Here is a 24,842-nt window from a genome sequence, read left to right on the forward strand (position 1 = left end):
GTAATCGCTCTCCTATTGCATTTCCATACCAAGACGACGCAGCTTGATTGTGTATGTAACGCGAACCGGAAAATGCCTGAAATCTTCCTTCCAGTTGTGCGTTTTCCAGTAGTCTTGGTAATGCTTCGCACGCAGTATAAGGCCCAGCTTCAAAATGTCACTATTGTACTGCTTTTGTAATTGCTGCAACAGCTTCTTTGCGCGGTTCTCCATTTCTTTTTTGATAAGGGCTTGCATTTGTAGGATGAATTGCTCTGGAGGAATTTTCAGGTCTTCTGTGAGTTCGACAATATCTCCTTGGAGCTCGCAATGATAAGTAGCGGAAGAGGATTTGTGAATGATCACCTTTTTTTTTACAAAATGCGGACGAAAACTCACATATCCGTTTTTGGTTTTCGGCAACGGAATCACAATGTCTCCACCCGGTTTTTCATTTCGCAGCTGAAGCAATATCCATGACTGCTCGTCATCCAATATCCCCACCATCTTGTGTCCGCGAAAAACAGCAACCCCTTTCCAGCTCACCTCATTTTTTCTTGCCTCTACATAATTCAAAAACGGCTCCATGGTTAGATTAGAGGTCTGATTGAAATAGTCGCCCAACGTTTGATCCGGAATTCTTCCTAATTTCATGCCATTTTCGATCAGCCCCATCAAAAAGACGACTGGAATCGGCTCGATTCTCGGTTTGATTTCCAGCAAGCTAGACGCTTTGCCCTTCACGACGATCGGCCACATCAGTCGCCGTATTTGCGGTTCGCGACGAAAACTGTCCATGATGTCTTGGATCCCCTTTCTAGCGATTTCCTCACTCACGGCAAGAATACGGGTATGTCCAAGAAACAATCGTTGGTTTAGCCGCATTTGCAAGTTGTTGGATGCATCTGTCACCGTTCTTCCTGTCACGCTCATGATTTTCACGGCATCCGCATTATTTCCCCCACCCTTCCCGCTACTCCCCGCGATTTTGATAGGAATCGGGATTTGGACCGTCATTTTGTACAGATTTTCATCCTTTTCGTCCTGATCAATCGCAATGGCCAATACCGATGCGCGTTCCTCCAATTCACGTCTGTCCCAGCACCCTGACAGCAAGAGTGTACAGATGATCAACAAAGCGAAGCATCTAAGTGACTTACCCATCGATATTCCGCCCCTCTCGTCGGGTCACCATGTCGCGGATGAGGATTGCTACCCAGTAAACGACTGGGAACAGCAAATTAATGACCAAACTAGACAACCCCAGCAACGAAGCCAACTTAAATACTTCCGTGGTGTTTTGTGGAATGAGGGAAAGGAAGAATAAAGGGACGAGGAGAACAGAAGCCACGGTTCTTTGAAACCTAATTCCCTTGCGAAACAATTGTCTCAGCGAATAAACAACCACGTAATACGCGTTGGCTACCGTAGTAAAAACAGCCGAAACCCACACTGCCAAAAATGCGGACTCCAAACGTTCCAAGATCAATCCAGGCACCTGCGTCGTCTTGACCAATTCAAGTGTCGGCCACGTCAACTTCTGCAGCTCTTCATATCCAAATACCGAAATGCCAGCCACCACAATTAACATGTAGAGCAATGCTGCAATTAACAGACTGTAAAAGCCCGCCAATTCTCTGTTCGTGTTTTGTTGTGCATAAGCGAAAAAGATGAACATAATTTCAAAACCGGAATAGGAATAAATTCCTTCATAGATTCCCTCTACCATTGAACGGAACGACACATGATTAATCGGCAGGAGATTCCCAAATTCCGCTTTCTGGAACGACGCAATCGCGATAAAAAGGAGTGGCAAGATAATAAAAGGAAACAACAACTCGTTCACCCTCGCTACTACTTCCACCTCGTGCATGCACAAAAATAGTATCAGCAAAAACATCGTGATAATCACAACTTCCAACGGAGTCTGCAAAAGAACGGAAGTCACAACCACTTCTCCAAATACACGTGAAATGATTGCCGTGGAAAAATACAGGTATACCAGATAGACACAAATCCAAGGGAGGCTGAATACTTTGCCCACCCAGGGACGTCTGACAGATCCCCATACCTTGTGACTATATTCTATAAAGGTTTCCCCCGGGTAACGCCTGCTCAATTTGACAATTAACCATAAGGAAACATACGCACCTGCTGAGCCAATCAGAGGGGCGATCCAGCCTGCCTCAAATAATTTCGAGCTGGTTGTACGAGGGAGGGTCAAAACGCCGACACCGATTAAGGTACTTGTGATGAGACAAATTTGCTGCCACATCGATAGAGTCTGCTGCCAGCCGTGCCCCTCCCTCCTGTTCATTTCGTGTTATCCTCCTCATTGATCCGGATTTTATCTTGAACATGAAACATCATCGGCCTTGTTTTCATCAGATGATGGGGTACCCGTAAGAACAAGTCCTTCATTCCATTCAGGTTGAGCGGACTTAGCGGGCTCATATAGGGGACTCCAAACGATTTCAGTGAAGACAAGTGAATCAGGATGACGATCAAAAACAGCATAATACCGTAAAGACCAAACATCCCGGCCAGGATCATAACCGGAAAACGGAGCATGCGAATAGCAATTGCTGCACTGTAACTCGGGGATGCGAACGAGCCGATTGTCGTCACAGCCACGATGATTACCATGACAGGACTGACAAGCCCGGCCGTTACCGCTGCTTCCCCGACCACGAGTGCTCCAACAATCCCGATCGTAGGACCGATTGGCCCCGGCAGCCTCACACTTGCTTCCCTCAATATCTCAATGGCCAACTCCATAAACAAAGCTTCGATTAAAGAAGGGAATGGAACGGTAGATCGTCCTGCCGCCATCGCAATGACCAGTCGAGAAGGGATCATCTCTGGATGAAACGAACTAAAAGCGATATAAAGAGACGGCAACAGCAAGGCGATGCTGATACTGATAAGCCGAATGAAACGAATCAAGGTCGCGATATAAAATCGCTCGTAATAATCCTCTGGACTCTGATAAAACTGCGAAAATACAGCCGGAGCAATCAATCCAAACGGAGTCCCATCTACCAGAATGCCTACCTTCCCTTCCAAAAGATTGGCCACTACTTTGTCAGGGCGCTCCGTATTTTGAATCTGCGGGAACGGGGACCATCTCCGATCCTGGATCATTTGTTCGATGTACCCGCTCTCCAGCACAGAATCCACACGAACCTTACTCTCTATTCGCGCAAACACTTCTTCCACCATCGGAGGATACGCAATACCCTCGATGTACATGATGTAAATGTCAGTTTGTGTTCGTTCCCCGACAACCATATGACGCACTCTGAGATTGGGGTCTTTCAAGCGGAAGCGGATCAATGCTGCATTCACGCACAACGTCTCACAAAAACCATCGCGTGGCCCTCGTACGACTGATTCCGTCTGAGGCTCTTCCACTGAACGCCTGTCCCAACCTCTCGTGTTATTCAAGTAAGCATTTTGACACCCATCGATGATCAGTACCGCGCATCCAGACAAAATATTACGGACGATCTGCCTTAGTTTGTCTGTCAAATCCAGCTCATTTGTCGCCGGATCATCATAGGTGATAGCGGGAGTCGTCATATAGCGAATAATAAAATCACTGATGACATTGCGATCCACCATGCCATCTATAAAAATGATAGCGGCTTGAGCCTTCGACTTTGTTTGAAAACGCCGAACAACGAGATCGTCACACTTTCCAAACTGCGCTTGAATCAATTGGATGTTTTCTTCCACATTCGTTGTGAGTGCAACATCCGATACGCTTTCCATGCTCTTGTTGGAGTGCTGATCCAACTCTTTTGACTGGAGGGCTTCTTTTCTTTTTTTCCATGCTTGAAAAAACTGGTTCAAGCTGCTCACCCTTATCCATGGAATGTATCCTGCCTACAAGTACGGATAGTGTGCCCAATAATGGAAAGGAAATCCCGTAAAAGACGTATATCAAAAAGAAAAACAGGTCCAACCTAAGTCGGACCTGTTAAGCAACTACCTCGCGCTTGTTCTCAAATTTCTCGTAGCTCTTCTCTAGCATGATCGTCTTTACGATCTGGACACTTTCCCAAACCTCTGTATAAGTGGTATAGAAAGCAACAGGGGCTAGCCGGATGATGTTTGGGGCACGGAAGTCAGGAATAATGCCCGCTTCCTTTAAGGCTTTGCATATACGTATGGCCTCGGCGTGCTCAAGGCTGACATGCCCACCTCGACGATCATCCTGCTGTGGGTTCGCAATCGTAAAGCCCATGTCTGCCAGCTCCACCTCGATCAAATCCATCATGAACCGCGTTAAGCCGAGCGACTTGGTACGCAGTTTTTCCACGGACACCTCCAGAAACATTTCCAAGGAACCAAGCAGTGGGGCGAGACTCAGCATATGTGGGGTACCAATCTGGTAAGCGCCCGCACTTTCGCATGCATCCAACGTATGGTCCATGTCAAATTGCTTATCCTTTTTCGAGCTGAACCATCCCGCCAATCCAGGAGTCCTGCCAAAATGCTTGCGGTTGACATATAGGCTGCCCACGCTTCCAGGCCCTGCATTTACGTATTTGTAATTGCACCAGTATGCAAAGTCCACTCCCCATTTGCTGAAGGAGTGCGGGATCGCTCCTACAGAATGACATCCGTCAAAACCAATCAGAATGCCTCTCTCATGTGCGGCTGCTGTTAACCGTTCGATATCGAGCAGCTGGCCACTGCGATACAGGACGGTAGGGAGGACAACCAGGGCAACTTCATCTGTCATCGCATGGATTATATCCTCTTCCTCGATCAGACGACCATCTCTTGACGCTACCCGAACCAAATGCTCTTCCGGGTCCAGCCCATGGAGCTTCATTTGACTCTGGAGTGCGTATATATCGGTAGGGAAATCCAGCTCGGTGGCAACGACCTTCGTCCTCTTCCCCACCGGATGATAGAAGGTAGCTGCCAGTTGATGCAGGTTGATGGTCGTAGATCCCGTGACGATCACTTCCTCGGGGCTTGCCCCTACAAGTGCTGCGCTCATCTCTCCCAATTTCTCCGAAAAGAAAAACCACGGATGATGACCCGTTGTCCAGCCTTCCACACCCAGCTCCTTCCAAGACTGCATCATATCCATGACACTCTTTTCCGCTCTTTTTGACATGAGGCCAAGCGAGTTTCCATCCAAATACAGGCTCGGAAGCAGATAAAACTCTTCGCGATAGCTCGCGAGTTCGTCCTGTGCATCCAATTGCTGTGCGTACGTTTTCGTGAAGCTGCTTGATTGAGACATAGCTACCTCCTCAGCTTGTTCTATCGTTACCTCTATTATAGGCTGAATTTTCAAACAAGAGAATCCCGTTCGCAAAAAGAAAATCCCGTGCCACCTACGACACGAGACTTTTATCCAAGTATAGCTGCGTCAACCAAATGACTAACACAATTTGCGCGATGCAAAAGAGCGGGAGCAGGATGAGAAAAGACATATGCTTAGTCTTATGCCGTTGAAGGAGCATACCCTCAAGCGCACCGATCCCTCCTCCTAAAAATGCGACCAACAAAAGGCTCAGTTCCGGAACCCGAAAACCTTTTGCTTTCGCCAGACGCTTGTCTGTCTGCATCAGGTAATAAGCATATCCATTTAGCAGTAAAGCTCCCCCAGCCAGTACCCAAACATTTGAATTGAAATATCCTGCCAAGAGGAGGCCCCAGCTTATGACTAGCACCAACACGAAATTGCGACGGTGGGCAGCTAATTGTTGATGGTACATTTCTTATTCTCCTTTTGCCCGATATGCCCGATTTCCCATAAACTGCTTGCGTACGAAGAATACCACACCCAAAACCACGATCACCAGCAAAGCGTAGAAACCGTATTTACGGATGACTTCGATAATGGCTTCCACATTATTACCGAATACATGGCCGAGAAAGTAAAAGGCGATGGTCCAAACCAACCCAATCGGATATGACAGCATCGCATAACGCCGGAACGTCATACCGCCCAGCCCAACCAAATACGGTACGACATGACGGACAACCGGAAATAAGTAGCTGATGCAAAGAGCAGTAGTTCCATACTTCTCCAGCAAGCCCGTTGATCGATTCACAGCGTTCCTCATTTTCTCGGTTTTGCACAGCCATTGCAATATTGGTTTTCCAAAGTACTTTCCAAGTAAAAAGCCAATTGTCAATCCGGAGGCAACCCCTAAATATCCCGCCAAAAAAGAATACCAAGGGTTTAACATGCCAATGGAGGCAAGAAATCCTCCTGTAGCGACAACCAGCTCATCGGGAATTGGCAAGCCTACAATCCCCAGCCAAAGCAGGAAAAAAATCGCTACGTAGCCGTATTGCTCTATGATGGACATTAGCAGGTCGACTTCCATGAGGCAAAATCCCCTATCCTTGCCACAGTGCGGTCATTTCTTGACATACTAGCAGCTATGGCATCGCACGATATCTGACTCTATGTATTACGTTATGAACCTCAAAAAAGGTACTTGTTTATTTTGCAATAGATTTACGTATTTTATCAAGCACAGATACACCAGACAACTCTATCATGATAGATATTTGAGCGCTTCACGTCTGGACAAACTCGCAAGTGGCGTCACTTCTACAAATCCACGAACGGCCTTGGGATTTGTTTTCGCATACTCTCGCAGCGCCCAGCCGATTGCCTTCTGAATAAAAAACGCTTTGGAATCCGCGCATCTTTCCACCAAGGAAAAGAGTAGCCGCTGATCTGTCTTGTCCTTGTACGACAACTGAAATAAAATTGCCGTTCGTTGCAGCCACATGTTGGTTCCATCCATCCAGGCAGTCGTAATCGGTTCGATCTGCTCGGGATGTACGGCGAACAATTTGCCCGTTGTATGGGAAGCTAAATAATCGACGGTATCCCACCACGATTTTGTCGTGATCAGTTCGACAACGAACGGGAGATGGTCAGGGGTGAGACGCTTTTTGGACTTCTCGAGTACGTCAAGCGCTACATACTGGTACTCTCGCGCTGGCAAAGCCCACAAGGAACGAACGACCTGCTCCCAATCTTCGGGTACACCATAATCACGAAAGATTTGTTTGGTCAGTTCTTTGCGCTGTGGTGATTTTATCCCCAGAAAGGGAAACTGATTTTTCATGTACTGCGCCATGGGGCCAGCCACAATCGAATCGCCATGTGCACGCAACCGTTCCTCGACAGCCTCCGTATACTCACTTGCGTTCATCCGCGTCTCCCCCACTCATCTGATCATCCGGTGGTTTAGCCTGCTACTTGGACGTCCTGCTTGATGACAGCAAAAGCATTCTGCTCTTCATCTTTGTACGGATAATACACGACGAGTGTAAAATCTCCCTCGACAAGCTCACCGGTCTCCATCCATTTTTCAATATCAAAGGTCACCTTGGCAGTCAGCGTGTGCTTGAAGTAATCTTTTTCCAAAGCAGCATGCGCCGCAAAATCATCGCGGAGTCGCTCACGCTGCTCGGTTAGGACAGCAAACGTCTGCTGCATCTCTTCCTTGTCCATGACATCCTCCCACCACAGCTTGCGCGGGCGATGCTTCTGGTTGCGCAGGAAATCGAATTTCATCATGCTGAGCACATGCCCCATACCGTCCACTTGCTGGAATTGCAAAAACTTCTGCAAACGCAGGAACAAATCCTCTAATTGATGACCGATTCGGCCCCAGCCTTGATTCTCCCAATAATCGCCAAATGCCTGGAAGAAGTCAAAAGCCGTTTCGAACTGATTCGCCAGTAGCCACTCCACTGTATAGTCCATCCGATGCGCATTCCAGTACTTTTCCAAAATGTCTTCTACACGCTTGATTTTTTGCATGTCATCAAAGGAAAGGACGTTGTTCCCCAAAATTTCGTAAGGAGCCTCATCCATAAAAACATAGCCGTGATTAGCCGCACGCGCGCGAACACCTGTCCCGCGCAGCATTTTCAAGAAACCGAGCTGAAGTTCTTCCGGGCGCAGACCAAACACGTCGTTGAAGGTTTTGCGGAAGGATGCATAATCTTCCTCAGGCAAACCAGCGATCAAGTCCAAGTGCTGATCGATTTTTTTGGAATCCTTGATCTGTGTCACTGTACGCGCAAGACGATCGAAGCGCTGAATCCGCTGAACAAGGCGATTGGTCTCATCATTCGTGGACTGAACCCCAATCTCGAAGCGGAAAATGCCTGGCGGTGCGTTCTCGGTCAAGAAGTCGAGTACGTCCGCGCGCAAAATATCTGCCGTGATCTCAAATTGAAAGACCGTGCCATTGTGGTTATCGATCAAAAACTGAAAGATTTCCAACGCATATTTTTTATTGATGTTAAACGTTCGATCCACGAACTTGATTGTTTTGACGCCGTGATTGATCAAACGCATGAGATCTTCTTTCACTCGTTCCAGACTGAAATAGCGTACGCCGTCTTCAATCGAAGACAGACAATATTGGCATTTGAACGGACAGCCACGTGATGCCTCAAAATAGACGACGCGGTTGTTCAGCTCGTCCAGATGATCCGCGTATGGGGAAGGAATACTGTCCATCTCTTCCACTTGCGCACGCGGCATAGAAAAACGCACGTACTCCTCTTCGCGATAAGCGATTCCGGCTACATCACGCAAGCGTGGAGGCTGTTTGGTTTGCAGGGATTCCTGATAGACCTGCAAAAGCTCCAAGAAGGTCTGCTCCCCTTCGCCAATGCAAATGACATCGATCTCAGGGTGCTTCTTCATCCATTCGTCCGCATCATAGGTCACTTCTGGTCCGCCAAGGATAATCGGAACATCCGGGCAAATCTTTTTCAGCGTACGCATGACACTGAGGGTCTCACGAATGTTCCAGATATAACAGGAAAATGCAATGACATCGGGCTTGCGCTTGTGTATATCTGCTACTATATTTAACGTCACATCGTTGATGGTATACTCCACCAGCTCAATCGAAGGAAATGCTTCCTGGGCATAGCTTCGCAAATAACGCAAAGCGAGTGAGGAGTGAATAAACTTGGCATTTAGGGTCGATAGTAAAATCTTCATGGATGGGTCTACTCTCCTTGCAAAATTCGGCACCAAAAAACCATCTGCAATCGATGGTTCAGGTCTGACCGATCTTTTTCCTTTCGTAACAGTACCATACGAGGCTAGTAACGGCAAATCGTTAACGGTTTAATTCGCGAACCACATGCCCCAGCTCCGGCACGATCAACCGATTCATCGCCAGTCGCACCGCACCTGTCGAGCCTGGCGTGGAAAAAATCATTTTCCCTTTCCGTGTCCCTGCAATCGCACGACTGAGCATCGCTGCCGACCCGATATCTTCTGTAAAGCTCAACATCCGAAACAGTTCGCCAAATCCCGGCATTTCCTTATCGAGTAAGCCAGAAACCGCCTCGAAGGTATTGTCTCTTGGCGAAATACCAGTACCGCCATTGAGAAGAATGACTTGAACGTCGCCATGTGCGATTCCCGCTTCGATCGCCGCAATGACCTGTTCAGGCTCGTCCTTTACCATTTGATAAAGAGCAACGCTGTGACCGGCTTCAGTCAGAAGCTGCTTCATTAACTGTCCGCTTTTATCTGTATCCTCAGTCCGGGTATCGGAAACGGTAATGACCATGCATGTGACTTGCTTGGGTGATAGCGCCTTATGTTCCTGCGTACTCATCCGTATTTTCCTCATTTCTTCAATATATATCTTTTCTCATGATACCATGTTCGGGTTTCCAATACCCTCGTCGTTCCGGCAACAATTTCTTCACTCCCTATACCCGAGATGCTTCTCTTTCCTATATAATGCTGATGACTGCTATTTTTTTGACAGACAAGGAGGCGTGCGCGAATGCCAGAGCGACCGTATTTTTCTTTTCATTTCCACAAACAATCGCACACACCAATCTATGTACAACTCGCTGAACAATTGAAAACAGCGATTCTGCGTGGTGCCTTTCTTGTAGATGGACAACAATTGATATCGCTGCGAGATATGAAAACAATTAGCGGCTGCTCATTGGAGACAGTCAAAAAAGCATATGATCATCTTGCGTTGGAAGGCTGGCTGGAAGCTGTGCACGGCAAAGGTTATTACTTGACGCAGCTTGCCAAAGAAGCTCGTTTGGAAAACCGTCTCCCGCTCACAGATATTCCAATCGCTTCCCTAGCTGATTCCTCCCCTCGTCCTAGCGAAGAGCTGGTGAAGCGATTGCGTGGTGCTTTTTATGAGAGCCTGACCGTATTGGATGAACCATCCGCGAAGAAGAAAATCATGCGAACGCAGGCTACCAAAGTTTTCGCTGATCATCTGAGCCGCAGGGGACTGCCACACTCACCAGAACGCCTTCTGCTTTTTAATAGAAGCACGAGCGGCTTCGCCTTTCTAGCACAGCGCATCATGAATGCGCGCGATGTCGTCTATGTGGAGGAGTATAGCTATCCCGTATTCCTGCGCTTACTGAGCCAGTGCGGTATTACGGTTCGCCCGATTCGAATGGATGAAGAAGGCGTCTGTCTGCAAGCCCTCAATGAGGAGCAGGAGCATTACCCCGCCAATTGGCTGTTGATTAACCCGCATTACCAATTCCCTACGGGCATCAGCTATTCATTGAAACGAAAAGAAGAATTGCTCGAATGGGCACAGAAACATAACGTACGTCTTATTGAAAACGACCATTATGGCGACCTCTGGTTTGAAGAGCCGAGCGTTCCCCTGTATCACATGGCTGTGCAGGCAAAAAGCTCTATCGAGGTCTACTATTTGCATTCTTTGTCCAAAACACTGGCACGCGACCTGCAATTGGGCGTGTTAATGCTTCCTTCTGATTTATCGGATGATGAATTGGAGCGCTACAGCCAGCTTGTTTCCATGACCGGAGCGGAACCGTCCCTGCTTGTCGTAGAGGCAGCCGTTCAACTCCTCGATGATCCTTGGTTTTACGAAGAGTTTCTTGCAGATCGTCGTGCCCTGTTCCAGGCCCGCTTCCTGCGACTCTGGCAGGAAAAACGGCAAGCACTCCCCGATCACGCGCGGATGTTCCCCATCGCAGGCGGCTTAAATACGTGGATTAAATGGGGCACGCCAACCGCAAGAGCAACCGAACAAGAAGAGAGAGTCGTTGCTATTCTGCGGGAGGAGGGACTCGAACTGACTGGCGGTCATGCTTTTCGCGTAGCAGATGAGCCTGCCGACATACTGCGCTGCCCGGCTGTCCGTTTCCCACTCGCTCCACTGGAAGAACGGGAGTTGAAGCATTGGCTTCACCGATTGGGTGCTGCTCTTCTGCGGTAAGTTTTCTAAGGGAAATGCCATACTAAGAAATGGATTTCCCTCTTTCCTCTTCACCAGACTCGAAAAAAGCCGAGGTATAACCTGCTATGATTAAAAAAATCGTAGAAAAGCTTCACCTTGATCCACCAAAAACGCTTGTTCTTGGGTTTGCCTTGATTATCTTCTTGGGAGCGCTGCTTTTGACACTCCCGATCGCTACAGTTGATGGACTTGGTCTGCATTGGATTGATGCGCTGTTTACGGCCACCTCTGCTACGTGTGTGACAGGCCTGGTAGTCGTCGATACCGGTACGACCTTCACGACCTTTGGCCAACTCGTCATTTTGTCGCTCATTCAAATTGGCGGTCTCGGATTTATGACGTTCGCTACCTTCTTCGCACTGATTATGCGTAAAAAAATCTCATTGCGTGAACGGCTCATCCTGCAAGAATCGCTGAATCAGATGTCGATAGAAGGTGTCGTACGTTTGGCCAAAATGATTGTGGTTTTCACTGCCCTTACTGAGCTGATCGGCGGTGTGCTTCTCTCTATACGGTTTGCCTTTGATTTCCCATTACCCAAAGCGATCTACTTCGGCTTTTTTCATGCGATTTCTAACTTTAATAACGCTGGCTTTGACTTAATGGGTGAATTCGCCAGCTTGACAGCCTATGTGGATGACCCAATCGTCACACTTGTTGTCTGTCTGTTGATCATCCTCGGCGGGATCGGATTCATCGTTGTGAGTGAGCTGTACGATTACCGTCAAACGCGCCGTCTTTCTCTACATACGAAGGTCGTTTTGTCTACTACCGGGATATTAGTTGTCGCAGGAACTGCTCTGATCTTTCTTTTAGAGTATACGAATCCAAAGACCCTGCAGCCTTTGTCTATGATGGGCAAAGTGCTTGGCTCGCTTTATCAGTCAGTCACAGCACGTACGGCGGGTTCGAACACCTTAAATATCGGTGACATGTATCAATCATCCCTCTTCCTCATTATTATCCTAATGTTCATCGGTGCTTCTCCTGGCTCGACGGGAGGCGGTATCAAGACGACGACCTTCGCCACACTGATTGGTGCTGTGGTCGCCCAAGTGAAAGGAAAGGAAGACGTGATCTTCTTCCGGCAACGCATCCTGCCTCACATGGTCTACAAATCGTTGACACTGACGATGATCGCCTTGTTCATTGTGCTTGTCATGACGATGGTGCTCTCGATTACGGAGACAACCGCACGATTCGAGATGATCCTGTTCGAGGTCACTTCTGCGTTTGCTACGACCGGACTATCCATGGGGCTGACCCCTCATCTGACTCCGATCGGGAAGACGCTAATCATATTGACGATGTTTGCCGGTCGTTTGGGACCACTCACGATTGCCTTTGCCCTCGCACAACGCAAGCAAAAGGAGTACTTCCGCTATCCAAAAGGGAAGATCACAATTGGATAAACCGTATAAGAATGGAGAAAACCCTGCCAAAGCGCCCGAGGGACTTTGGCAGGGTTTTGTTTTTCTCATGATTTTATTGCTTTTTCCACTGTTTGGACAGCTCGTCGCGAACCAGTTGGCCCATCTCGACTGTACCAATCGCTTTACTTCTGTCTGCCGCGATATCGCCAGTGCGATGTCCTGCTTCCAGCACGGACCAAACTGCGTTTTCAACCGCTGCTGCCGCTTCATCCATACCGAGAGAGAGACGAAGCATCATCGCTACGGACAGAATGGTTGCCAACGGATTGGCAATGCCTTTTCCAGCAATGTCAGGAGCAGAGCCATGAACCGGTTCATACAAGCCAAAGCTGCCTGCTGCCAGACTCGCCGAGGACAGCATCCCAATCGAGCCAGTCAGCATCGCTGCCTGATCGCTCAAGATGTCGCCAAACATGTTCTCCGTCACGATGACGTCAAACTGTTTTGGTTCACGCACGAGCTGCATCGCGCAAGAGTCTACCAACTGGTGAGACAGCTCTACATCTGGATAATCTGCTGCTACTCGCTCGGCTACCTTGCGCCAGAGGCGGGAGCTTTCGAGGACGTTTGCCTTATCTACAGATACGAGACGCTTTTGGCGTTTGCGCGCAATGTCAAAACCGACTCGAATGATTCGCTCGACTTCCGCTTCATGATAGATGCACTGATCTTCAGCGACCTCACCGTTTGGACCGTCGTAGCGTTTTTTCTCACCGAAGTAAATCCCCCCGGTCAGTTCACGTACAACGATCAAGTCAACGCCAGAAACGACTTCTGGCTTGAGGGTGGACGAATCCACCAGAGAGCTGTGCATGGTAGCTGGGCGAATGTTCGCAAACAAACCGAGTGCTTTGCGAATGCCGAGCAGCCCTGTTTCTGGACGAAGATGCCCAGGATTCTGATCCCACTTCGGTCCGCCAACGGCTCCCAAGAGCACAGCATCCGCTTGCTTTGCCAGCGTTACCGTTTCTTCTGGCAACGGTGTTCCATCCGTATCGATTGCGATACCACCGATTCGGCCTTCTTCACATGTAAAAGTGACACCTTCAAGTTCCCCTACGAGTGTAAGGACTTTGACCGCTTCCTGCATGATTTCTGGTCCAATACCGTCTCCAGGAAGAACGGCGATGCGATAGTTTTTCTTCATCGTTTATCCCGCTTTTCTATACGTAATGGTTTCCGAACGCTGCTGGTTCCTATGACCCTATCCACATTTGACCCTATCTTTATATCGTTGCACTGACGGGCGTAGGCTCGCCTCTCCGCTCCATGATCTTGTTGACTGCCCGTACATAGGCAATGGCGCTTGCTTCCAGCACATCCGTACTCACACCGCGTCCTGTTACGATCAGATCGCCCTGTTGAAGGCGTACGAACACTTCACCCAACGCATCTTGCCCGTGGGTAACCGAAAGGATTTTGTAATCGACGAGGGTGACTTCTTCTCCGGTAGCGCGGTCAATCGCTTTGTAGATAGAATCAACCGATCCATTTCCACATGCGGCTTCTTCGCATACCGATCCGTCGGCACGAACCAGTCGCACACTCGCTGTCGGAACAGAAATGTTGCCGTATGCGAGCTGTACGGATTCCAGCTGGAACGCTTCTGGTCCGCGAACCATCTTGGAGTCTACCAGAGCGAGAATGTCGTCATCCGTGATTTCTTTCTTCTTGTCGCACAATACTTTGAACGCTGCAAACGCTGCGTTTACCTCTTCTTGCTCCAAGTGATAACCCAGATCAACCAACTTGTCTTTGAAAGCATGGCGCCCAGAGTGCTTGCCGAGAACCAGTTTGTTTGACTTGAAGCCGACCGATTCCGGACGGATAATTTCGTACGTTGTGACCTCTTTTAACACACCATCCTGGTGAATACCAGATTCGTGCGCAAAAGCATTCGCCCCTACGACTGCTTTATTGCCGGGCACGATCATCCCTGTCAAACGGCTCACCAGCTGGCTGGTCCGTGCGATTTCTCTCAAGTTCAACTTGGTCGTCGCCTGGTAGTAATCCTTGCGCGTCTCCAACGCAAGCACCACTTCTTCCAGAGCAGCATTTCCAGCGCGCTCTCCGATTCCATTGATGGTACCCTCGACCTGCGTAGCTCCACCCTCGACAGCAGCGAGACTGTTGGCGACTGCCATCCCGAGGTCATCGTGGCAATGGCAGCTCAGGCGAATCAGCTCAGTAGAAGGCACGCGTTTTTTCAGCTCGCGGAAAATGTTTCCGTATTGATACGGCGTCATGTAGCCAACCGTATCTGGAATATTTACCGTGGTAGCCCCTGCCTTAATAACCGCCTCGACAACCTCTGCCAAAAAGTCGATCTCGGTACGCGCCGCATCCTCTGCGGAAAACTGAACTTCTGTAAAGTACTTTTTCGCATAGGTGACCGCTTCCACCGCCCGAGCAAGGACTTCTTCCTTGCTCATGTTCAGCTTGAACTGACGGTGAATCGGAGATGTTGCGAGAAAGACGTGGAGGGAAGCGTTTTGTGCGTTGCGAAGCGCTTCGTATGCCTTATCCATGTCGTCTTTTACGGCACGAGCCAGACTGACGACGGTTGCATTCTTCACCCGTTTTGCAACTTCGGCCACAGACTTTTGGTCACCAGGGGAGGCAGCAGCGAAGCCCGCCTCCATTCTGTTTACACCCAGCTTTTCGAGTTGAAGGGCGATCTCCACCTTTTCGTTCGTGCTAATATTGACGCCCGGAGACTGCTCCCCATCGCGCAGTGTCGTATCAAAAATCTCAATGGTCCGCATGAACTTTTCACCTCCACATTTTTCCCTACATTATATATGCGTTTTTTACACGCCTATTTATTGACCGATTTTCGCTTCTTCTTTTTTCGTATCTTTGTTGATCCAAGACATCATGCCGCGCAGTTGCTCTCCTACTACCTCGATGCCATGCTCGGATTCCAGGCGGCGACGGGAAGTGAAGCCAGGACGGTTTGCTTGGTTTTCCAAGATCCAATTGCGGGCGAATGTACCGTCTTGGATTTCCGCCAATACTTTTTTCATTTCTTTGCGAGTTTCATCTGTGATGATGCGACGACCAATGCTGTAGTCACCGTACTCAGCTGTGTCACTGATGGAGTAGCGCATACGAGCCAAGCCACCCTCGTACATCAGGTCAACGATCAGCTTCAGCTCATGCAAGCACTCGAAGTAGGCGATCTCAGGAGCATAACCTGCTTCCACCAATGTATCGAAGCCTGCTTTTACCAGCTCGCTTGCGCCACCGCACAAAACTGCTTGCTCACCGAACAGGTCTGTTTCTGTCTCTTCACGGAAAGAGGTTTCGATAACGCCAGCTTTTGTGCAACCGATACCGCTGGAGTATGCGAGTGCGAGGTCTTTCGCATTGCCAGTCGCATCTTGGTAGATCGCGATCAGTCCAGGTACACCAAAGCCTTCTTGGTATACGCGGCGAACGAGATGACCCGGGCTTTTTGGAGCAGCCATGATTACGTCTACATCAGCTGGTGGCACGATTTGTGCGTAGTGGATGTTGAATCCGTGAGAGAAGCACAATGCAGCGCCGGATTTCAGGTTTGGCGCGATCTCGTCGCGATATACTTGTGCTTGACGCTCATCTGGCATCAGGATTTGAACCACATCAGCGCGTTTGGTTGCTTCTGCTACAGTCAGTACTTCAAAACCGTCTTTTGCTGCTACATCCCAAGATTTACCTGGACGAAGACCAACAACTACTTTATAACCGCTGTCGCGCAGGTTTTGTGCTTGTGCATGACCTTGGCTACCGTAACCGATGATTGCAATTGTTTTCCCACGCAGTACCTCTTGTTTTACGTCCGCTTCATAATACATTTTTACCATTTGTGTAGCCTCCCTAAAAATGTTTAGTTTGAATTTTTATTCTGAAATTTGGCGATTTAAACCATTGCTGCGGCTGTTGCTGGAACAATACTGCGCGCCATCGCTACTGAACCCGTTCTTGTCAGTTCAATAACGCCGTAGCTTTGTAATAGTACGAGCAGCGCATCAATCTTTTCGGTGTCACCCGTTACTTGCACGATTAGTGAGCTAGGACCCACATCGACGATCGCGGCACGGAACGGCTCGACAATTCCGTTTAACTCTGCCAACTGGCTGGGCAATGCCGTCACCTTAATCAGCGCCAGTTCCCGTGATACAAAAGGGTTCTCACTGAGATTCGTGACCGAGATGACATCGATCAGCTTGTGCAATTGCTTCATGAGCTGATTGATTTGGCGGTCATCTCCCCCGGTTGAAATGATCATCCGGGATAGCCCCTGTTCTTCCGTGCCTCCCACCGTAATGCTGTCGATGTTGAAGCCACGTTGGCCGAACAGTGTCGCCACTCTGGTCAAAACGCCTGGTTGGTCGTTGACGAGTACGGAAATGGTATGTTGCTGCATCCTAATCGTCCCCCAATTCCATCTGATCTAGTGTGTTGCCTGTTGCAACCATCGGATATACGTTTTCTCCCTGTGCTACTCGGAAGTCCACCACGACTGGTCCATCATGCGCAAGCGCCTCTGCCCAAACTGCTTCGGCTTCTTCCGGCGTGCTTGCTCGCAAGCCTTTTACGCCATAGGCTTCCGCCAGCTTGACAAAATCCGGGCTGCAGGTCAGATCGATTTGGCTGTAGCGATTGTCGTAGAAGAGCTCCTGCCACTGGCGAACCATTCCTAAGCACTGATTGTTTACAATCGCTACTTTGACCGGAATGTTGTATTGAGAGACGATTGCCAGCTCCTGGTTGGTCATCTGGAATCCGCCATCCCCAACGACGGAGATTACCGTGCGATCCGGGTGAGCGATCTGTGCGCCAATTGCTGCCGGGAAGCCAAAGCCCATCGTGCCTAGACCACCGGAAGAGATAAAGGAGCGCGGGTGCTTGAACTTATAATATTGAGCTGTCCACATCTGGTGTTGTCCAACGTCTGTTGTGACGATCGCTTCCCCATCTGTGGAGTTGTACAAAAGTTCAATGACTGCTTGTGGCTTCAATACGTCGCCATCTTTTTTGTACTTGTACGGATATTGTTCTCGCCACTCTTTCAACTGGTTGATCCACGCTTCCGAATCACAAGTTTTTGCGAGCGGAATTGCTTTTGCAAGCGTGCTCTTCACGTCGCCCGCTACTGTGACGGCCGTCTCAACGTTTTTCCCTAGCTCTGCTGGATCGATGTCGACGTGTACGATGCGGGCTTTTGGTGCGAACTCCTTCGTGCGTCCCATCGTGATCCGGTCATCAAAACGTGCTCCCAGACCAATCACACAATCCGCATTCAAGAGTGCTTGGTTCGCTGTGTAATTTCCGTGCATCCCTGGCATTGCTAGCGACAACTCGTGTGTTCCAGGGAAACCGCCCAATCCCATGAAGGTGTTGATCACAGGGATGCGTGTTTTTTCAGCAAAGTCGCGCAATTCCTTCTCTGCTTGCGCTGCAATGATTCCCCCGCCCGCCAAAATGACTGGACGCTTTGCTTCGCTAACGGCTTTTACAAACTCATGTACTTCTTCGTCGCTTGGTACGAGTGAAGCGCGGTAGCCGCGAATCTCCACTTGATCCGGGTAGGTAAATGGTGCCTTTGCATTGGCGACGTCTTTTGGAATGTCGATCAATACTGGGCCCGGACGACCTGTTGTCGCGATGTGGAAAGCTTCCTTCACAATCCGCGGAAGATCGCGAATGTCGCGGACAAAGTAGCTGTGCTTCGTAATCGGGATGGTTATCCCCGTAATATTCGCCTCTTGGAACGCGTCAGTACCAATCAGCGACTGTGCGACATTACCTGTGATGCAGACCAGCGGAACCGAGTCCATCTGAGCGGTTGCAATCCCCGTTACGAGGTTCGTTGCTCCCGGACCGGAAGTAGCGATACATACACCCGGTTTTCCTGTCGCTCGGGCATATCCGTCAGCAGCGTGGATAGCGCCTTGCTCGTGGCGAGTCAAAATGTGCTTGAAGTAGCTCCCATACAGGGAGTCATAAATAGGGAGCACCGCACCACCTGGATAGCCGAAAATGTATTCGACCTGCTCCAGGATCAAACAGCGCAGCAGCGTTTCTGCTCCTGTCACTTCTTCCCCGAACTGAATCGGTGGAATGTCGTTCTTTTTCTGCAATTCGGCCATTTCAACACTCATTGATGTCTCCTCCTCCCAATTCTAAGCAGGTATTGAAAATAACTATAGACACATAGAAAAACCCTTTCGCCCCGACACGGTTTTATTTCCATGTCTTTTGGGGCGAAAGGGTTCGCGGTACCACCCAACTTTATCGACGCCTCACGGTCAGCCGATCTCAGCCAGTCACAACAAATGTGGACTGTAACACGTTAACGGGTGTTAAGCGGTTTGGCCTACTACCTGCAAAGCAAGTTTCAGCTAAACGGCTCGGAGGTGAGCAATGCGACGTACCCTATACCCGTTTCTCAGCATCAGGGCTCTCTGTAAAAGGGGAAACGCGCACCGTCCTCGTCATAGCCTGCTATTTAAAAAATATTTTCAATATTGTTGTTGTCAGAATAAAGTGTTACGTCTGATTATAGCTAGGCACCTAGGGGGTGTCAACGAAAACAAAAAGATTTTACTGGACTTTCGTCCGAACGAATGCTCAGTTGGAAATGGCTTTACAGCGCGGTTTTTGTGTGAAAGCGGATACAAGAAAAGGAAGACTTGTCCAGTTTTTGCATTGGAAGAAGAACGGCTATGCCGTCCCTCTCCTGCTTATTCGACTCCGTTTTATTGCGGAGGTTTCAATCCCTCTATCAAGATCGTTGCGACTTCCCGACGTGTAAATTCCGGAGGTGGCGTGATCCCGTTTCTCAACATTTCCCTCACTTTTGTTCCCGATAAAGTCATATGCAAGTCTTTGTCATGCGGGCACGTCTTGGTCGTTGCCATCCCTTGGCATGCCTTGCAGTAAAAGCTGTGTTCAAAAAAGAGCAGCTGGATACCGAGCTCGCCTGGCGCAAACTCCGAAAAGATATGCTGCGCATCATACGTGCCGTAGTAATCGCCTACCCCTGCGTGATCGCGGCCGACGATAAAGTGCGTACAACCGTAATTTTTCCGTACCAATGCGTGGAAGACCGCTTCACGCGGGCCCGCATAACGCATAGCAGCCGGAAAAGCGCCTAGCAGTACACGGTTGCGCGGATAGTAATTTTCCAAAAGGGCGAGATAGCTTTTCATTCGCACTTGGGCTGGAACATCGTCTGATTTCGTTTCCCCCATCAGTGGGTTGAGAAAAAGGCCATCGACAATTTCCAACGCCGACTTTTGAATGTATTCATGCGCCCGGTGAACGGGATTGCGCGTCTGGAAACCAACCACCGTTTTCCAGCCATTTTCCTGAAATCTTTCTCTCGTTTCAGTCGGCGTCAAATAAAAATCAGAAAAGCGCTCAGGCTGTGGCTTTTGCAGGATTTCTACAGGCCCACCCACATATAGGTTTGGCTTTTCAAACAGCTTTTTCACACCAGGGTGAGCGAGATCCACCGTGCGAAAAACGAGCTCTGCCTCCCGCATTTTATCTGGCACAAAGCAGCTTTTCACCCGCAAAATCGCATAGTCCACTCCATCTTTCCCACGTAACAGGATACTGTCGCCGGGTACAAGATCGTCATGCTCATCTGCATCGACAGCCAATGTCACCGGCAACGGCCAAACCGCTCCATTAACTAGACGCATCGTTTCCACAACCGTGTGGTAATCCGCCTCTTCCATGAATCCAGCCAACGGCGAAAAAGCTCCGATGGCAAGACATTCGATGTCCGACAGGGTCCATTTGTCCACGATGATGGCTTTTTTGACCCCGTGCGGCAAGATGGTTTGCTTCACTTCTTTCCCTCCTGCGCTGTTCATTTGTGCAGACCGCATTCGGTCTTTTCGAAGCCAGCCCACCGTCCCGACCGAGAATCTTGGCCAGGCAGGACAGCGCGCGTGCACACTCGGCAGCCAATGCTTGGGTAGTTCCGGTCGTGCAATGGATTGTAAGGGACATCATGTGCATGAATATATTCCCACACCTGGGCCTCCGTCCAATCTGCTAACGGATTGAATTTAACCAGGTTGAATTTTTCGTCCCACTCCACTTTTTTGGTATTCGCTCGGGTAGGTGATTGCTCGCGGCGAATGCCTGTAATCCACGCCTGATAGTTGGACAAGACGCGCTTTAATGGCTCTACCTTCCGAATCTCGCAGCAAAGATTCGGTTCTCGCTCCCACAGTTTTTCTCCGTGTTTTTCTGCCTGCTCGGTTAGGGTCAGCTGTGGCTGTACTTGAATAAATGTTGTGCCGTATCTGGCTTGCAGCTTGTCACGCGTATTATACGTTTCAGTAAAATGGATGTTGGTATCGAGGTAAAATACAGGAATCGTGGGAGCCAATTTGTGCAGCATGTCGATTAAAACGACATCTTCAGCGCCAAAGCTGGCAGCTAGGATCAGACTCGCTGCGTAGTTTTCCACGGCGTTCACAAGCACGTCCCCAGGTGCTTGTGCTTCCAGTCGGTTTGCCCATTCCTGTAGTTCCTCATCCGCCATTTTCTGGCGATTGCTCATCAGCGAAGCTCCTCTCTTGCTAGGATTCACCCACCATCATATGCCTAGTGACTGGAAGTGGCGCATCGTCCACCTATATCCAACTCGCCCAAACCAAACGCTCATGACCGTTTGGTTGTCCGCAAGCGGTCGCATCCACTTTCAGGAAAACGTCGAGATTTTTTTCACAGCAAAAAGCCGCCAGACAGGGTCTGACAGCTTTCTGCTGCTTTATTTTTCCTCTTTTTCGTTTACTGTGGGGGCGAAAATAAAAGAGACTCCGGTTTGTTGCGTGTTTTTGACCTCGTTTTTTTGAGCCGTTGGTATGGCGTACGAACCAGGGGTAATCAAGGAAGGTGGCACGGTGTAAGAATCATCCTTATCTTTTGCAAACGCTCCTGGCACAAGCAATGCTGAACTGACAACTGCTGCTACACCCATCATCATCCATTTTTGTTTTCTCATCTATGTCTCTCTCCCTATCCAATGTTTTCCTGTAACGCTTTTTATTGTATGGCAGTAGGGAGTCTGCTCGACACGGACGAAAGATTGTTTTTTTTCTCAGACTTGAGATGGAATCGTTTTTTACAGTAGAAAAAGCATCCTGTACGGATGCTTAAACCCATTAGTTTTTTTCTTTTTCGTTTACAGTTGGAGCGAAAATAAATGCACTTCCTGGTGTTTGCTTGCCTGTCACCGCATCTGTTTTTTGGACTACTGGAGCCGTCGTGTACGGAGCTGGGGCAAAGAAAGCATTTGTCACTGAATTTGCGTCGTCTTTCTCTTTGGCAAACGCTCCTGGCACGACCATCGCCGAACAAACAACTGCTGTAATTCCCATCATCATCCACTTTTGTTTTTTCATTTTTATCTCTCTCCTATCCAATAATTTCCTCTTATGACTTTATTTTAATCGTTTAGCCAGGCTGTTAAACACGGACGGAAGGTTGTTTTTTACTCAGACCTTGGGCGGATTCCTTTTTCGGCCCCGAGCCTAGTTCCATAACGGATAATGGATTTCTTACACATCGACAGCTGTTCTTGTATGCTTATACAGCTCTTCAATTGTCTGCCCTTTTGCTCGAGCAAGTACCTCCATGCGCACACTCTGTTGCTTTTTCGCAAACTGCTGCAAGTCCGCGACCTTTACCCCGAATGCACTCACCCCTTGAGGGTCATCCATCCAGTCGTACAGATGAGTTGCCAGTGGAGCCAGTTCATCCATCTTTTTGGCAATGACATCGTATAAATGGGGGTGCTCACAGATCAATCGCTGCAGCAGGAATGTCCCGTAGCTGATGTGCCGCGATTCGTCTGTCTTCAAATACCCAATTCCTTGCATTAAACCAGGCATGAGCCCCGTTTTGCTAAGTGCTTCGTAAAAGGCATAGTAGCCTGTCTCTGCAAGCACGCCTTCCACAAACATGTTGTAGACAGTAGAGGCTTCTGCGATGGCTTCAGGGGATTTATCCGTCAACAGACGATTAAGTGCATTCGGCAAGATCTCATGGAAAATTTGCTTGTACACATCCTCGTGCAAATGATGCAAATCTCCTGACTCGCCGAGGTTGTCGAGAACCAATCGGAAAAACTCCGTATGCTTGGCCTCTTCAAAGAGGAAGGTCGTTAAATACATTTCTTCCTCCAATCGTCCTTCCTCTGCAATAACCATGATCAAAGGTAAAAGATCGAGGGTGACAGCCTCTTCCCCACCTAGAAAGCCAGCAATCCTTCCCAAAATTTCTCCTTTCTGCTCCGGACTCATATTCGCGTAATCTTCACGGTCTTGCGTAAAATCAATGTCCTGCGGGTTCCAAATGCCGTATCTCTTCGCTTTTTGATACAACTGATACGGCAGCAGCTCCTGATCCAATCCTTTTTGGCTGGTCGAAACAAAACCATTCCTCATCCCCATCCAACCTTTCTTTTTTCTCATACGCCTTCTATTTCGAACGAATGAAAGGAGTTATAAAATTGTTAATATATCCCAATTTCCATTCTTTACGCTACGATCAGTGGTTTGATAAAATGAAGACGCTGTAGTTTGATTATAGGTCAGACTGAACGATCGTTCATATCCCCAAAAATCAGGGGGTGTTCATCACTTAAATGGAGGTGGCAATCACTCCATGGTCAGTCCAGAGCTCAACATGTACATCGATCGAATCGAAGAAACGGCATATTACGAGGAGAAACTGGTGCTTGCTGTACGCGGTTTCGTGGATCTCTTCCCTTTCATGGGAGCCATTCTGTGCAATTACTCCACGCTCAGTCAAATGGGTGAGGGACTATGGTCGATCCTTGACCAAGAGTTATTCTCTATCCGCGATATACGGGTGGACATGCGCAATATGCCCCTTATCCAGCAGGCGATCCGTGAACAGCGAGCCGTACTACTAGATTCTGAGGCGATTCGTCAGTTCCCTCCCAATTTAGTGTACGGCGCCCCTTATGCGCTCATTCTCCCTATCAGCTACGGGCCTAACGTACTCGGCTACGCCGGCATTTCCTGGCATCAGGATGGCTGTTCTGGCATCAACCATCAATTGGTACAATCTCTGAGCACATACTGTTCGATGCTGGGTAAAGTATTGGCAACAGACTCCCCTCGCCCAAAAGCCGTCAAGCTCTCACGCCGAGAAGTCGAAGTCATGCAGCGGATGTCATGGGGCGAAAGCGTTAAGGAGATGGCAAACTGGATGGGTATTAGTCAGTTTACCGTGCAGGATTACATCAAGTCCGCCTTAAAAAAGCTCGGTGTACAAAATCGCGCACAAGGTGTGGCAGACGCTATTCGCCTGCGAATCATTTGTTGAATAGAAATAGAAAAAACAACCGAATGTGAGCTCGGTTGTTTTTTCTTTTGACTACCACTGTCCAGACCAAAACAAAAAAGCCGACCTTGCCCTCAATGGGGAAGATCGGCTCTTCTATTCAAAAATTAAGCGTTCAGTTTGCTTTTTGCAACTGTTGCCAGTTCGTTGAACGCAGCTTTGTCGTTAACAGCCAAGTCAGCCAGCATTTTGCGGTTAACTTCGATGCCAGCAACTTTCAGGCCGTGCATCAAACGGCTGTAGGACAGACCGTTCATGCGAGCTTGTGCGTTGATACGAGTGATCCACAGTTTGCGGAAATCACGTTTCTTTTGACGACGGTCACGGTATGCATACAGCAGGGATTTCATTACCTGCGCGTTAGCGGATTTAAACAGGCGATGTTTGGAACCGAAGTATCCTTTCGCCAGCTTCAGGATTTTCTTATGACGACGGCGTGTAACAATGCCACCTTTTACTCTTGGCATACTAAACTCCTCCTGGTCTTTCCAGCATGGCGGCCTACTGCTAGGCGCTTAGGGAGCTCATGCTGCGTAATGTTGTGTAATAAAAGAAAAACTTACAGGTAAGTGAGCATTTGCTCTATACGTTTTTGATCGCCTTTGGAAACGAGTGCAGCTTTGCGCAGGTGGCGCTTAGCTTTCGTCGATTTGTTAGCGAACAAGTGGCTACCAAATGCGCGGTCGCGCTTCAATTGGCCGCTTCCAGTCTTTTTGAAACGTTTCGCAGCAGCCTTGTTGGTTTTCATTTTAGGCATCTGAAAAATCCT

Annotated in this window: 24 protein-coding genes; 3 read left to right on the forward strand and 21 right to left on the reverse strand. The window is 48.9% G+C overall.

Annotated features, from left to right (window positions below; translation table 11 throughout):
• Positions 1-12: 12 nt before the first annotated feature.
• The 9 genes from E8L90_RS14745 to E8L90_RS14785 form a co-directional block, all read right to left on the reverse strand.
• Positions 13-1,143 (reverse strand): Ger(x)C family spore germination protein, encoded by a 1,131-nt coding sequence (locus E8L90_RS14745; RefSeq protein ID WP_137030041.1) that lies wholly within the window; start codon positions 1,141-1,143, stop codon positions 13-15.
• On the reverse strand, positions 1,136-2,296 hold the full coding sequence (locus E8L90_RS14750; protein WP_137030042.1) for a GerAB/ArcD/ProY family transporter: 1,161 nt from the start codon (positions 2,294-2,296) through the stop codon (positions 1,136-1,138). The genes E8L90_RS14745 and E8L90_RS14750 overlap by 8 nt, the downstream gene beginning before the upstream one ends.
• Positions 2,293-3,834, reverse strand: coding sequence for a spore germination protein (locus E8L90_RS14755; protein ID WP_137030043.1), 1,542 nt, complete (start codon positions 3,832-3,834; stop codon positions 2,293-2,295). The genes E8L90_RS14750 and E8L90_RS14755 overlap by 4 nt, the downstream gene beginning before the upstream one ends.
• A gap of 127 nt (positions 3,835-3,961) precedes the next feature.
• The gene (kynU, locus tag E8L90_RS14760) at positions 3,962-5,242 is read right to left on the reverse strand and encodes a kynureninase (protein WP_137030044.1); all 1,281 of its coding nucleotides are present in this window, start codon (positions 5,240-5,242) and stop codon (positions 3,962-3,964) included.
• A 94-nt stretch (positions 5,243-5,336) separates the two neighbouring features.
• Positions 5,337-5,720 (reverse strand): DUF1294 domain-containing protein, encoded by a 384-nt coding sequence (locus E8L90_RS14765; RefSeq protein ID WP_137030045.1) that lies wholly within the window; start codon positions 5,718-5,720, stop codon positions 5,337-5,339.
• A gap of 3 nt (positions 5,721-5,723) precedes the next feature.
• Entirely contained in the window at positions 5,724-6,338 is a 615-nt protein-coding gene (locus E8L90_RS14770) for a DedA family protein (protein WP_137030046.1), read from the reverse strand.
• Positions 6,339-6,512: 174 nt separating this feature from the next.
• Positions 6,513-7,181, reverse strand: a complete 669-nt coding sequence (locus tag E8L90_RS14775; protein ID WP_137030047.1) for a DNA alkylation repair protein — start codon at positions 7,179-7,181, stop codon at positions 6,513-6,515.
• A gap of 35 nt (positions 7,182-7,216) precedes the next feature.
• Positions 7,217-8,995 (reverse strand): B12-binding domain-containing radical SAM protein, encoded by a 1,779-nt coding sequence (locus E8L90_RS14780; RefSeq protein WP_137030048.1) that lies wholly within the window; start codon positions 8,993-8,995, stop codon positions 7,217-7,219.
• Positions 8,996-9,116: 121 nt separating this feature from the next.
• A complete protein-coding gene (locus E8L90_RS14785) occupies positions 9,117-9,623 on the reverse strand; it encodes a MogA/MoaB family molybdenum cofactor biosynthesis protein (RefSeq protein WP_137030049.1) in 507 nt (168 codons plus the stop codon).
• A 174-nt stretch (positions 9,624-9,797) separates the two neighbouring features.
• Between E8L90_RS14785 and E8L90_RS14790 the strand changes: the two genes are divergently transcribed.
• Positions 9,798-11,240, forward strand: coding sequence for an aminotransferase-like domain-containing protein (locus E8L90_RS14790; protein WP_137030050.1), 1,443 nt, complete (start codon positions 9,798-9,800; stop codon positions 11,238-11,240).
• A gap of 86 nt (positions 11,241-11,326) precedes the next feature.
• Positions 11,327-12,673: a TrkH family potassium uptake protein gene (locus tag E8L90_RS14795; protein ID WP_137030051.1), complete on the forward strand. Its 1,347-nt coding sequence runs from the start codon at positions 11,327-11,329 to the stop codon at positions 12,671-12,673.
• 73 nt (positions 12,674-12,746) lie between these two features.
• Here E8L90_RS14795 and leuB read toward each other — a convergent pair whose 3' ends face one another.
• The 10 genes from leuB to E8L90_RS14845 form a co-directional block, all read right to left on the reverse strand.
• Positions 12,747-13,841, reverse strand: a complete 1,095-nt coding sequence (gene leuB, locus E8L90_RS14800) for a 3-isopropylmalate dehydrogenase (RefSeq protein ID WP_137030052.1) — start codon at positions 13,839-13,841, stop codon at positions 12,747-12,749.
• A gap of 79 nt (positions 13,842-13,920) precedes the next feature.
• Positions 13,921-15,459 (reverse strand): 2-isopropylmalate synthase, encoded by a 1,539-nt coding sequence (locus tag E8L90_RS14805; protein WP_137030053.1) that lies wholly within the window; start codon positions 15,457-15,459, stop codon positions 13,921-13,923.
• 57 nt (positions 15,460-15,516) lie between these two features.
• Positions 15,517-16,539 (reverse strand): ketol-acid reductoisomerase, encoded by a 1,023-nt coding sequence (gene ilvC, locus E8L90_RS14810; protein ID WP_137030054.1) that lies wholly within the window; start codon positions 16,537-16,539, stop codon positions 15,517-15,519.
• Between the two features lie 56 nt (positions 16,540-16,595).
• Positions 16,596-17,102, reverse strand: a complete 507-nt coding sequence (ilvN, locus tag E8L90_RS14815) for an acetolactate synthase small subunit (RefSeq protein WP_137030055.1) — start codon at positions 17,100-17,102, stop codon at positions 16,596-16,598.
• A gap of 1 nt (position 17,103) precedes the next feature.
• Complete coding sequence (ilvB, locus tag E8L90_RS14820) at positions 17,104-18,840, reverse strand: biosynthetic-type acetolactate synthase large subunit (RefSeq protein WP_137030056.1); 1,737 nt, start codon at positions 18,838-18,840, stop codon at positions 17,104-17,106.
• Positions 18,841-19,437: 597 nt separating this feature from the next.
• Positions 19,438-20,577 (reverse strand): sulfate adenylyltransferase, encoded by a 1,140-nt coding sequence (gene sat, locus E8L90_RS14825; protein ID WP_137030057.1) that lies wholly within the window; start codon positions 20,575-20,577, stop codon positions 19,438-19,440.
• The gene (locus tag E8L90_RS14830) at positions 20,559-21,260 is read right to left on the reverse strand and encodes a phosphoadenylyl-sulfate reductase (RefSeq protein ID WP_137030058.1); all 702 of its coding nucleotides are present in this window, start codon (positions 21,258-21,260) and stop codon (positions 20,559-20,561) included. The genes sat and E8L90_RS14830 overlap by 19 nt, the downstream gene beginning before the upstream one ends.
• A 210-nt stretch (positions 21,261-21,470) precedes the next feature.
• Entirely contained in the window at positions 21,471-21,704 is a 234-nt protein-coding gene (locus tag E8L90_RS14835; protein WP_137030059.1) for a hypothetical protein, read from the reverse strand.
• 160 nt (positions 21,705-21,864) lie between these two features.
• Positions 21,865-22,104 (reverse strand): hypothetical protein, encoded by a 240-nt coding sequence (locus tag E8L90_RS14840; RefSeq protein ID WP_137030060.1) that lies wholly within the window; start codon positions 22,102-22,104, stop codon positions 21,865-21,867.
• Between the two features lie 156 nt (positions 22,105-22,260).
• Positions 22,261-23,175 carry a R2-like ligand-binding oxidase gene (locus E8L90_RS14845; RefSeq protein ID WP_279633653.1) on the reverse strand — a complete coding sequence of 305 codons (915 nt, stop codon included), beginning with the start codon at positions 23,173-23,175 and terminating at the stop codon, positions 22,261-22,263.
• A gap of 193 nt (positions 23,176-23,368) precedes the next feature.
• Here E8L90_RS14845 and E8L90_RS14850 point away from each other — a divergent pair, with 193 nt between their 5' ends.
• Complete coding sequence (locus E8L90_RS14850) at positions 23,369-24,055, forward strand: response regulator transcription factor (protein ID WP_137030061.1); 687 nt, start codon at positions 23,369-23,371, stop codon at positions 24,053-24,055.
• 125 nt (positions 24,056-24,180) lie between these two features.
• Here E8L90_RS14850 and rplT read toward each other — a convergent pair whose 3' ends face one another.
• On the reverse strand, positions 24,181-24,540 hold the full coding sequence (rplT, locus tag E8L90_RS14855) for a 50S ribosomal protein L20 (protein ID WP_007728568.1): 360 nt from the start codon (positions 24,538-24,540) through the stop codon (positions 24,181-24,183).
• 92 nt (positions 24,541-24,632) lie between these two features.
• Positions 24,633-24,830 (reverse strand): 50S ribosomal protein L35, encoded by a 198-nt coding sequence (rpmI, locus tag E8L90_RS14860; RefSeq protein WP_012685334.1) that lies wholly within the window; start codon positions 24,828-24,830, stop codon positions 24,633-24,635.
• Positions 24,831-24,842 lie beyond the last annotated feature (12 nt).

This window comes from Brevibacillus antibioticus, from assembly GCF_005217615.1.
GTDB lineage: Bacteria > Bacillota > Bacilli > Brevibacillales > Brevibacillaceae > Brevibacillus > Brevibacillus antibioticus.